This window comes from Bradyrhizobium sp. Mp19 (assembly GCF_029952935.1).
Taxonomy (GTDB): domain Bacteria; phylum Pseudomonadota; class Alphaproteobacteria; order Rhizobiales; family Xanthobacteraceae; genus Bradyrhizobium; species Bradyrhizobium elkanii.
Genome location: NZ_JASAUT010000045.1, coordinates 52,770 through 63,769, shown reverse-complemented (window position 1 = coordinate 63,769; position 11,000 = coordinate 52,770). Strand labels below are relative to the sequence as shown.

12 protein-coding genes and 1 pseudogene are annotated in these 11,000 nt (G+C 61.1%); all 13 read left to right on the top strand.

Going from position 1 to position 11,000, the window contains the following annotated elements:
- Positions 1-674 precede the first annotated feature (674 nt).
- The 13 genes and pseudogenes from QJT82_RS34135 to hypF all read left to right on the top strand — a co-directional run bounded on the left by QJT82_RS34135 (position 675) and on the right by hypF (position 10,999).
- Positions 675-1,775, top strand: coding sequence for a hydrogenase small subunit (locus tag QJT82_RS34135; RefSeq protein WP_028344289.1), 1,101 nt, complete (start codon positions 675-677; stop codon positions 1,773-1,775).
- A gap of 11 nt (positions 1,776-1,786) precedes the next feature.
- Positions 1,787-2,389 (top strand): annotated as a pseudogene (locus QJT82_RS34130) (nickel-dependent hydrogenase large subunit); the annotation flags it as partial.
- Positions 2,375-2,509 (top strand): nickel-dependent hydrogenase large subunit, encoded by a 135-nt coding sequence (locus QJT82_RS34125; protein WP_264641921.1) that lies wholly within the window; start codon positions 2,375-2,377, stop codon positions 2,507-2,509. The pseudogene QJT82_RS34130 and the gene QJT82_RS34125, both read left to right, overlap by 15 nt.
- Before the next feature lie 4 nt (positions 2,510-2,513).
- Positions 2,514-3,233, top strand: coding sequence for a Ni/Fe-hydrogenase, b-type cytochrome subunit (gene cybH, locus QJT82_RS34120; RefSeq protein WP_016846839.1), 720 nt, complete (start codon positions 2,514-2,516; stop codon positions 3,231-3,233).
- Between the two features lie 11 nt (positions 3,234-3,244).
- The gene (locus tag QJT82_RS34115) at positions 3,245-3,826 is read left to right on the top strand and encodes a HyaD/HybD family hydrogenase maturation endopeptidase (protein WP_016846840.1); all 582 of its coding nucleotides are present in this window, start codon (positions 3,245-3,247) and stop codon (positions 3,824-3,826) included.
- Between the two features lie 16 nt (positions 3,827-3,842).
- Positions 3,843-4,133, top strand: a complete 291-nt coding sequence (locus QJT82_RS34110) for a HypC/HybG/HupF family hydrogenase formation chaperone (RefSeq protein ID WP_026192295.1) — start codon at positions 3,843-3,845, stop codon at positions 4,131-4,133.
- A gap of 199 nt (positions 4,134-4,332) precedes the next feature.
- Positions 4,333-4,779, top strand: a complete 447-nt coding sequence (locus QJT82_RS34105) for a hypothetical protein (protein WP_016846842.1) — start codon at positions 4,333-4,335, stop codon at positions 4,777-4,779.
- Positions 4,776-5,639, top strand: a complete 864-nt coding sequence (locus QJT82_RS34100) for a hydrogenase expression/formation protein (RefSeq protein WP_016846843.1) — start codon at positions 4,776-4,778, stop codon at positions 5,637-5,639. The genes QJT82_RS34105 and QJT82_RS34100 overlap by 4 nt, the downstream gene beginning before the upstream one ends.
- 328 nt (positions 5,640-5,967) lie before the next feature.
- The gene (gene hybE, locus QJT82_RS34095) at positions 5,968-6,363 is read left to right on the top strand and encodes a [NiFe]-hydrogenase assembly chaperone HybE (RefSeq protein WP_075968856.1); all 396 of its coding nucleotides are present in this window, start codon (positions 5,968-5,970) and stop codon (positions 6,361-6,363) included.
- Positions 6,360-7,451 (top strand): nickel-dependent hydrogenase large subunit, encoded by a 1,092-nt coding sequence (locus QJT82_RS34090; protein WP_016846845.1) that lies wholly within the window; start codon positions 6,360-6,362, stop codon positions 7,449-7,451. The genes hybE and QJT82_RS34090 overlap by 4 nt, the downstream gene beginning before the upstream one ends.
- Positions 7,444-7,785: a hydrogenase maturation nickel metallochaperone HypA gene (gene hypA, locus QJT82_RS34085; protein WP_016846846.1), complete on the top strand. Its 342-nt coding sequence runs from the start codon at positions 7,444-7,446 to the stop codon at positions 7,783-7,785. Before QJT82_RS34090 ends, hypA begins: the two co-directional genes overlap by 8 nt.
- The gene (gene hypB / locus QJT82_RS34080) at positions 7,785-8,744 is read left to right on the top strand and encodes a hydrogenase nickel incorporation protein HypB (RefSeq protein ID WP_028344287.1); all 960 of its coding nucleotides are present in this window, start codon (positions 7,785-7,787) and stop codon (positions 8,742-8,744) included. The genes hypA and hypB overlap by 1 nt, the downstream gene beginning before the upstream one ends.
- On the top strand, positions 8,741-10,999 hold the full coding sequence (gene hypF, locus QJT82_RS34075) for a carbamoyltransferase HypF (RefSeq protein WP_016846850.1): 2,259 nt from the start codon (positions 8,741-8,743) through the stop codon (positions 10,997-10,999). Before hypB ends, hypF begins: the two co-directional genes overlap by 4 nt.
- The last annotated feature ends 1 nt before the right edge of the window (position 11,000 follow it).

Here is an 11,000-nt window from a genome sequence, read left to right as displayed (position 1 = left end):
CCTCCCTGCGTCACGAGCCCGGCGTAGCCCTCTCATCATGGTCGACGCTCCACTTCCATCCTGTTCGCCGCGCGGCAAACGTTTCTGGATGAAAGCTCTCAAACGCGCCCAGCCTTGCGCCCGCAATCCCGGCGGGCTTGGTACCGCGCGTCATTGACCCAAGGCAGATTGGATCGATCCGCCCTGAAAGGTGAAGGCGGTGTACTGCGGCGCGGAGGGCTCGCTATCGCGCCGTTCTTGGTCGCCGGTTCGGGTTGTTGGTGACTGCCACTTTGGTGTCGTTGCGCAGTTGCGACGATCGCGGCCTCCATTGCATCTGAGAATGGCGAACAAGTCCCATTGAAATCGGTGAGCAGTGCGGTGCCGCGTGAACTGCGGCAATTGCCGTGTCGGCCGGTGTCGGGACCGTGCTTAAAGAGCGAGTATAACGCATTGGCCGCGAGGGACGAGCCATTGTGCTGCATTGTTGGAGTTCTGACATCGACGGTCAAAACCGGACACCATTGGCACGGTGAGCGCGCTCAGTTGCGCAGCTTGCGCTTAGCTCGCCGATCCCACTGCAAATCACGGAGTGGCGGCTTGGTAACCGTCAGATGTTTGCCGGGCGGTGGCCCATTTTTTGCTGCTGAATGTGAGCAATTCGTCAGGGCCGACGAGAAACTTGGAAGGGGTTCATGAGTGGGGCAACGGAAACCTTCTACAGCGTGATCAGACGCCAAGGTATCACGCGTCGCAGTTTCCACAAGTTTTGCAGTTTGACGGCCTCGAGCTTCGGACTCGGCCCGCTCGCCGCAAGCAGGATTGCCAATGCCCTAGAGACCAAACCGCGTATGCCCGTCATCTGGCTGCACGGGCTCGAGTGTACCTGCTGCTCGGAAAGCTTTATCCGCTCGGCCCATCCGCTAATTAAAGACGTCCTGTTGTCGATGATTTCGCTCGACTACGACGATATGATCATGGCCGCGGCAGGTCACCAGGCTGAAGCCATCCTCGAGGAAGCCCGTCTCAGGTACAAAGGCAGATATGTGCTTGCCGTCGAAGGCAACCCGCCGCTGAATGAGGGGGGCATGTTCTGCATTGACGGCGGCAAGCCGTTCGTCGAGAGGCTCAGGTGGATGGCGGAATCATCCATGGCGGTCATTGCCTGGGGGACCTGCGCATCCTGGGGCTGCGTGCAAGCGGCCAAGCCCAATCCGACCGGCGCTGTACCGATCGATAAGGTGATCACCGACAAGCCGATCGTCAAGGTTCCCGGGTGTCCCCCCATCGCAGAGGTCATGACCGGCCTAGTGACCTTCATCACCACGTTCGGAAGGCTTCCTGAGCTCGATCGCCAAGGACGCCCAAAGATGTTTTATTCCGAGCGCATCCACGACAAGTGCTATCGACGTTCGCATTTCGACGCCGGCCAATTTGTCGAGGCGTGGGACGATGAGTGCGCCCGCAAGGGCTACTGCCTGTACAAGATGGGATGCAAAGGGCCGACCACCTACAATGCCTGTTCTGCCCTTCGCTGGAACGGCGGCGTTTCATTCCCCATTCAATCAGGCCACGGCTGCTTCGGCTGCTCCGAAGACGGCTTTTGGGACAAAGGTTCGTTTTACGATCGGCTCACGACCATCCAGCAGTTCGGCATCGAGAAGAACGCCGATCAGATCGGCATGGCCGCTGCCGGCGCGGTTGGGCTGACCGTCGCCGCACATGCGGCGATCACGGCCGTGAAGCGATTGACCCACAAGCCGGATCGCGCAGTTCGCAAAGATAAGCCGACTTAAAGGGGGCGACGGTGGTGGTCCAGACTCCGAATGGGTTCAACCTCGATCGTTCCGGCAAGCGAATTGTGATCGATCCGCTGACCAGGATCGAGGGCCACCTGCGCGTCGAAGCCAACCTCGATGCGGACAACGTGGTCCGCAATGCGGTCTCGAGCGGGACGATGTGGCGTGGAATCGAAGTCATTCTGCGCGGGCGGGATCCGCGCGACGCCTGGGCGTTCACCGAGCGGATTTGCGGTGTCTGCACCGGCACCCATGCGCTCACCTCGGTGCGTGCCGTTGAAAACGCGCTAGGGATCACCATTCCGGAAAATGCGAACTCGATCCGCAACATCATGCAGCTTTGCCTGCTTGTGCATGATCATCTCGTGCATTTTTATCATCTGCACGCGCTGGATTGGGTCGACGTCATCTCTGCGCTCAAGGCCGATCCCAAGTCCACTTCGGCGCTGGCGCAGTCTATCTCGCCCTGGCCGCTTTCGTCCCCTGGTTATTTCAAGGACCTGCAGATCAGGCTCACCAAATTCTTCGGATCAGGGCAGCCCGGTCCGTTCAAGAACGGCTATTGGGGTCATCCGGCATACAAGCTGCCACCTGAGGTGAACTTGATCGCGGACCCGCAGCGGCCCCTGGAGATCTTGCGTACGATCCATTCCTTTGATCCGTGCTTGGCCTGCTCAACCCATGTGATCAGTCCTGACGGCCAAGAAATGGCTTCAGTCAATGTTCGGTAGGGACATGGCCGACAAGGCTCCGCAAAACCCTACCGCCGTCGATGCGCCGCCAACTGTTAGCGGCGGCGGCGGTGGCGCCGCTTACGTCTATGAAGCGCCGGTGCGACTGTGGCATTGGGTCAATGCGGCGGCCATTCTGGTGCTGGGCGTAACCGGCTATCTCATTGGAACCGGGACACCGGCGACGCCGGGAGAGGCTAGCGGCAATTTCTTGTTCGGCTATATCCGCTTTGCGCATTTCTCTGCGGGATATGTGCTTGGCGTCGGCTTCCTGCTGCGCATCTACTGGGCCCTGATGGGAAACCCGCATGCCATGCAAATATTTCGCGTGCCGCTCTGGCGCAGCTGCATTTGGCGCGAAGTGTACGATGAGATGCGCTGGTACGCGTTTCTCGCAGTTGAGCCCGACAGGCGCGTCGGGCACAATCGGCTGGCTCAACTTGCGATGTTCTTTATGTTCACGCAGACGATCACGTTCATGATCGTCACAGGCTTTGCACTTTATGGACAGGGTGCGGGCCGTGACAGCTGGCAGTACAAGCTGTTCGGCTGGGTATTTGCAATCTGGCCTAACAGTCAGGACGTCCATACGTGGCATCATCTCGGGCTGTGGATCGTCGTGACCTTTGCGCTGGTTCACATCTACGCGGTGATCCGGGAAGACATCATGTCGGGGCGGAGCATCTCCTCGATGATTTCGGGTCAGCGTCAGTTCCGCGATTGACTGGGAAGCGGATGCTGACTCCGGAGAGCAAGAAAAGGATCCTGGTGCTCGGCATCGGCAATATCCTATGGGCCGACGAGGGATTCGGCGTGCGAGTGGTAGAGGAGTTTCATCGTCGCTACACCATCGATGACAACGTCTCCATCCTCGATGGTGGCACGCAGGGGCTCTACCTTGTCAGCTTCCTTGAGCAGGCCGATTGCCTGATCGTGTTCGATGCCATCGACTATGGACTTTCGCCCGGGAAGTTGATGCTTGTGCGGAATGACGAGGTGCCGAAATTTACCGCTGCCAAGAAGCTGAGTCTGCATCAGACCGGCTTTCAAGAGGTCTTGAGTGCAGCCGACCTGCTTGACCGCTGCCCGCGAGAGCTCGCTCTGATCGGCTGTCAGCCGCTGGACCTGGAGCGTTGGGGCGGTCCGCTGACTGCACCGGTGCGCTTTCAGATCGCGCCCGCGATTGAACTGGCTTGCAAACTGCTGGCCCAGTGGGGCTCGCCGGCGAAACTGCGGGCTTCGCCGCTGCCTGTATCAGAACGGCTGTTGGGGAACAATATCGACCATGTCAATTATGAAAGGGAGCGGCCGATCTAGCGGCCCGCGGCTATTCATGTGCCTTGGCTTACCAATGACGATTGTTGAGACCGACGGCATCACGGCGCTATGCGAGTATGGCGATGAACAGCGGCGTGTCTCAGTCATGCTGCTCTCCGGCGCGTCGGTCGGCGCCAAGGTCCTCGTCCATATCGACACAGCGGTGCGGCTCTTGGAGGAGGACGAAGCAAGGCGGATCTCGGAAGCACTCGACGGGCTCGAGGCCGGCCTCAGTGGCGAGGACTGCGATCGCTTCTTTGCGGATTTGATCGGTCGTGAGCCGCAATTGCCCGACCACCTGCGGTAGCGGCGCCGCGCACAGACATCGCGCTACCGCGCCTTGCTCGCAAATCGAATCTGCATCGTAGGCAACCTATGCACAGCAGATGTCAAGCGCTTACACCTGCTGATCCGGGCGCGCACGCGATTGCAGCGAGACGATGGATTGGCATGTGCCTTGCTAATAGCTCGCCGAGCAGAACCAAAGATTATCGGAAAGGCGTCTGATGAAATTCCAGCCGGCGCAGCATGATTTGGCGCGGCCCGCTCTGTCCGAGGTAGCGAGAGCGAACGCCGGTGCACATCTGACCGCGCAGGATCCCGGGAGTTGGGGCGTGGAGCTGCTGTCGGCAGCGGGTCCCGTAAATTCGCTGTGGGCCAACCACGTCGCAAACGCGCTTTCTGAACAGATCAAGGCGCACCGGCGGCCCATGCAAGGGGGCGCAACCGCGCGCGGCGCCGGTAGCGAGCTGGGTGGGCGGCTCGGCCTGCGTGGCCCGCCGACGCAGATCGAGTGCCATCAGCGCGGCACACTGCGCCGGGTCGGCAAGAGCCAGATCCGTTTGGTCAAGGTCGACCGCATCTCGGCACCGATCGTCGGACCACACGCCGGCGGCGACTGCACCGCCGATAGCATTGCCTCTCGGCGAGCCCCACGGAACTTCGCATCATGAAAACGGCGGCGCGTATTCGATACGAAGCCGCCGCTGCGGCGGTGGGCGGGTTTCCCGTGAATGCGGATAGTCGCGACATCGTCCATAGCGAGCCAACGGCTGTGGCGACGCTGGCCAGGCGCGCTTGGCGCGATGCCGACGAGCTTGCAAAAAACTGTCCGAATGCCATCACGCTGCTATCGAACACAGCTGCCGCCGCTCGTGGCCAGAAGAGTAGCGCACGCACGCAACTGTACAGGCTTTCGAATCTCAGTGATCTCGAGCGCAACCTGATTGCCGAAGTGCTTGGGGAAGGCGAGGTCGCCGGCGTCGTTGCGCTGCCAGATGGCTCTCAGGCGGGAATCCAGGAGTCCGTACTTGCGGGAATCTGGCGCGTGCGCATCGGGACGGATCCGGCACACGAATATGTTGAAGTCGGGGCGATCCCGCAGATCGTGCAGCGCGCCGCAACGGACCTGGCGTCGACCGATCTGGCGATCGGCACCGCGCCGGATGGGGCGATGAACGTGCTGCCGGTGCTCGCCGAAACACGCGAGCGGGCCCGCGCCTGGCGGCCTGGCATGCGCACGCATGTCATCAATCTCACGCTTTTGCCGATGAACGACATCGACCTGGCGTTTCTCCAGCAGAGCGTGGGCAATGGTCCGGTCCAGCTCATCTTTCGCGGCTACGGCGCATGCCGAGTGCAGGCGACTGCGATACGGAATGTGTGGTCGGTGCAGTTCTTCAATTCTATCGACAACATCATCCTGGATACGCTTGAGATCGGCGGCGTGCCGATTGTTGCGTTGGCTGCCGACGAGGATTTCGAGGATTCCGCCGAACGCCTGCAGGAAATCATGAAGGCTTACGTCACGTGAAGAACTTGGAGAATATCTGGCATTCGGCTGGCTCTCACGGATGGCGCCCGCGTCCAACGTGGCATTGGCTGGATCGTGTACAACTGACAAGAGAGCGATGGCGACACAGACTTCTGCGCGAGTGCGTTGCGTTCCAAAAACTGAAAGCGTCTTCGGCTTTCGCACGTCGATGTCCGGCTTCGGGTCGGTTGAAAATGATGCTTGAGCGCGAACAGGACCTTCGCAGGAGCAAGAACCCCGATGTGTCGGCACCTGAGGAGATGCTCGTAGCAGCCGACTGCGATATCGCCGGTCGAGCCGTGCGCACGCGACCGACCTTGAACGATCCGTGTTCAGGGTCCAAGCGATCGGGGTTTCGCACGTGCAGAGGGCAGGGCCCGTTAGCATGATGGGCGCGCCTTGGGCCATGAAGTTGGTCGCCTTCTTGCGCAAGAGCAACCGCCAACGGCATGCTGGACCGAAATCGAACCTGCGCTTGCGAGTTCGATTCCGCAACATTGAGCTTGGTGGCAGCGAAATCGCATCATTGGGCTCGATTGCCTGTTGCTCCCTGCTTTCGGCGATCTCACGCAACGACATGGGTGGCGCCCGCGCCGAAGCAGCGGTCCTTGCCACGATGTGGCCGCCCAACCGCCGAGCGCTAAATCATACCGAAGCGCCACGTCTCTGTCCGATCGACCGCCGGCATTTCTTGCGCGAGATGATGACGGAGCGGTGCGCATGAGCCTCGTCGCTCGCAACAAAATCGATGTCACCATATCGCTTGCTGCCGACGTCATCGCCGCGGTCGAGATCCTGCCGCGAGCCCGGCCGCCACTGGCACGGCTGTTCGCCGGCAAACCGGCCTCGGCGTTGCTCAAGGCGCTGCCGCATCTCTTCCCAGTATGTGCCGCTGCGCAACAAACCGCATTGCTGTCCGCGATCGAGGCGGCACGTGACGAAAAGATCATCCTCGCGACGACACAGCGTCGTATGCTCTTGGTCGTTGCCGAGCGCATCTCAGAATTGCTGCGGGGCCTCTTGGTCGGGTTTCCTACGCCGAATGTCAGTGCGGCGGCGATCCGGTCCCTCATACGAGGACTGTCAATGCTTGTGGGCGGCGCACGGCCAGCACGCGGCTCTATTCGGCGTGAGGCTATAGCGCAGATTGTGGCTTCGCTCGCGGCACTCGGCATGCCGGATGAAGATGGCGCGCCGAGGCCCGGTAGCCCGTTCGCGCTTTGCATTGCAGCGCTTGACGAAGTCGACCTGAGGTCCATCTCGATCGCGCACTCGTTCCTGTCCGTTGCCGACGACCGCAACATCACTGAACGGCTGCTCGGCGATGACCCGACATTTTGCCATTGTCCCGATCTTGGTGGGCATGCGCCCGAGACGGGTCCATGGGCGCGCCAAATGACGCGTGATCGGCTCTGGCTGGGTCGGTCGGGTGCGGTCGCGCGGCTGAAGGCCAGAATTGCAGAAATCCGGCAGCTATGCGATTGGCTCAAGTCCGGTGCTCATATCGAATCGGCCGAGCCTGGGATCATCGAAAGCTACAGGTTAGGTCCTGGACGAGGAGCGGCCGCGATCGAATGCGCCAGGGGCCGGCTCTATCACGCGGTCGAGCTTGATCCTCAGGGCCAGATATCCCGCTTCGAATGTCTTGCGCCGACGGAATGGAATTTCCATTGGCGCGGACCACTTGTCCGGAATCTGCAGGGCGCGGGGCTGACGACGAGACGACATCAGAAAGCGGTTCGTGCGGTGATTGAATCGCTTGATCCCTGCGTCGGATTCACACTCAAGTTTCGCAAAGTTGACGATGCATGAAATGGCGCTTTGTCAAAGCATCGTCGAAATCGTCGAGGAGGAGGCGCATCGCCGATCGTTTTCCCAGGTGCGGAGCGTCTGTCTGGAGATCGGGGCGTTGAGCCATGTTGCGCCTGAAGCGATCAGGTTCTGCTTTGCTGTCGTTGCAACGCGGACCATTGCCGAGGGCGCGGCTGTTAGAATCATCGAATGTCCCGGCGTGGCCTGGTGCATGACCTGTTCGAAGAGCATCGAGATTGCACGGCGCGATGAGTGCTGTCCATGCTGCGGCAGCTATCAGTTGCAGGTAACAGCAGGCGAGGAGATGCGAGTGAAAGAGCTGGAGATCGATTGATGTGTAGCGTATGCGGCTGCAGCGGACAGGCGTCTTCAACTGAACGCGCCGAAGTGCATGATGCGCAAGGTCGCGTTCGCGGCCGTCCCGATGTGCAGGACAATTGCGATCGCCATGAGGTGCATCTGCATGGCGACCAGGGCCTGCAGCATTCACACCATGCCGGCCATGGCCATGATCACCCTCATCATCTTGGCCATCATCAGGCGCATGATGGGCAGGCGTTTGTGAGCCGCGGCGCCGACCCGGCTGCATTGAAGGTCGCGGGTAAGAGCTGCGAGCATATCATTCAGGTCGGGCGCGACATCCTTGGCAAGAATAACAGGATCGCGGCGGAAAACCGCGCCCTCTTCATGGCCCACGAACTGCTCGTATTTAATCTTATGTCCAGTCCTGGTGCAGGCAAGACCTCGCTGTTGGTCCGCGCCGTGTCCGAGCTCAAGCGCAGCTGGACGATCGGGGTCATCGAGGGCGATCAGCAGACCTCGAACGATGCCGAACGCATTCGCTCGGCCGGCGTGCCAGCTATTCAAGTCAATACCGGCAAGTGTTGTCATCTCGATGCTGCCATGATTGGTGAGGCCTATCGCCGCTTGCCGCCGCTCACGCGCGGTATTCTCTTCATCGAGAACGTCGGCAATCTGGTCTGTCCCGCTGCCTTCGATCTAGGCGAGGCCTGCAAGATCGTGGTGTTGTCGACCACCGAAGGCGAAGACAAGCCGCTCAAATATCCGGATATGTTTGCCGCTTCTTCGCTCATGCTGATCAACAAGATTGATCTGGCATCGCTGCTTGAGTTCGATTTGGGCAAGACCGTCGAATACGCAAGACGCGTCAATCCCAAGATCGAAGTGCTCACGGTCTCGGCGCGGACCGGCGAGGGTTTTGGCTCACTCTACGGTTGGATCGATGAGCAGGTAGCGCATCAAAGGCGCGCCTTGGAGGACACCAGGCGATGAGCGCCGCCGCCATCTGCGACCGAACACGGCTGCGCGTGCGCGTGAGCGGGGCCGTGCAAGGAGTCGGCTTTCGCCCCTACGTCTATGGCCTTGCCAGGCGATACGGATTGGCGGGATTCGTCGTCAATGGCCCCGAGGGCGTCACAATCGAAGTCGAGGGTAACCGGGCGTCCGAGTTTGTCGCTGCTTTGCCGCTCGAGCCGCCTCCACTTGCACGTATCGACCACATCTGCGTTCAGCGGACCGGGGCGCTCGCGGCACAAGATTTTTCGATTCACACGAGCGAAGGCGGCAGGTTGTCAACTCGGATCGTTGCCGATGCCGCGACCTGCCGGCAATGCCTGGGCGAGCTATTCGATCCAGAAAATCGCCATTACCTTTATCCCTTCGTCAGCTGCTCCCATTGCGGCCCGCGCTACACGATCGCCGAACAGCTTCCGTATGATCGCCGCAACACGGTCATGAAGGCTTTCAGGCTGTGTGCCGCCTGCGCGGCCGAATATGCCGATCCAGCGAGCCGCAGGTTTCGCGCGGAGGCGATCGCGTGTCCGATATGCGGTCCTCGGCTTAGCCATGGGGTCAACGCCATTGCTGCGGCGATTGCCGGCGGCCAAATCGTGGCAATAAAGGGGCTCGGCGGGTATCAGCTGCTTTGCGATGCGCGCAACCAGGACGCCGTGCAGCGTTTGCGCAGCAGAAAGCAGCGCCCCCAGAAGCCGTTCGCGGTCATGGTCGGTTCCATAGAGCGTGTCAACGAAATCGCGGAAGCGAACGCGGCAGAGCTTGCGCTGCTCGAATCCGTAGCACGTCCCATCGTGCTTTTAACTTCGCGCAATGATTTGGCGCCCGCGACGGCTCCTGGCTTATCGCGCGTAGGTGTCATGTTGCCGGTAGCGCCACTGCATCACCTCATCTTTCATGCGCTTCACTCGACAGGAACATGGCTTGCGGGGGCAGCCCCGGTCATCGTCGCAACCAGCGCCAATTCTTGCGGCGAACCGCTCGTGATCGACAACGCGCAGGCGCTGCGGCGGCTCAAGGGGATTGCCGACCTTGTCGTGACCCATGATCGAGATATCCTGACGCGCGCCGATGACACCGTGCTGTCGGTGGTGGCCAGCCGGCCTCAGTTCGTTCGCCGGGCACGTGGCTATGTTCCCGAACCGATCCGGCTTGCGAGGTCTGTGCCGGTCGTGCTCGCCGTCGGCGGCGCCCTGAAGTCAACCGTCACCATCACGCGGGGCAACGAAGCCTTCGTCTCCCAGCATATTGGCGATCTTGATACGGCCGAAGGGATCTGTGTGTTCGAGCAGACGATCCACCACCTCACATCGACCCTTGATGTGGAGCCTGTCGTCATTGCCCATGATATGCATCCCGATATGGCGTCGACCCGGTTTGCGCAAGCAAGCGGCCGGGCGCTTGTCGCCGTCCAGCATCACCACGCCCACGCTGCCGCTGTCATCGCTGAGCACGGGCACGCCGGACCTGCGCTTGCCTTGGTGCTCGACGGCCATGGCTTCGGTTCCGACGGCGGTAACTGGGGTGGCGAGCTATTATTGTGCGAAGGAACGAGGTTTCGACGCATCGGGCATCTCGCGCCCCTGCAAATGCCTGGCGGCGATCGCGCAGCCCGCGAGCCGTGGCGTATGGCAAGCGCAGTATTGCAGGCGCTCGGCCGGGGTCATGAAATCGCGCCTCGCTTTGCTGCGCAGCGGCAGGCTGGGCGTGTGTCAGCATTGCTCGATCAAGCGGGCGGAGCCACGACGACCAGCGCGGGCCGGTTATTCGATGCCGCGGCGGCGCTGCTGGGGGTTGCAAGTTTGCAGAGTTATGAGGGCGAGGCCGCGATGAAGCTCGAGGCGTTGGTACGGCGGACTGCAATTCTCGAAGCGGGCTGGACCATCGACCGCGACGTGCTGTCGCTTCGCCCGCTGTTTTCGCGGTTGATTGCAGACAACATCGACACCGCGGACGGAGCCGGGCTGTTTCATGGCACCTTTGCCGTCGCCTGCATCGACTGGGTCAGGCGCGCTGCGCGGAGAACCGGCGTCAATACCATCGTTCTAAGCGGCGGCTGTTTTCTGAACGCGGTGCTGGCGGATGAAATTGAGCGCGGTTGCTGCAGCGCAGGCCTCAACCCGCTGGTGCCACGGAAACTGCCGCCCAACGATGGTGGTTTGAGCCTTGGTCAGGCCTGGGTTGCCGCTCTGCAGACTGCCGAACAGTCGTCAGCCCTGGAAGGAGCAACCTGAT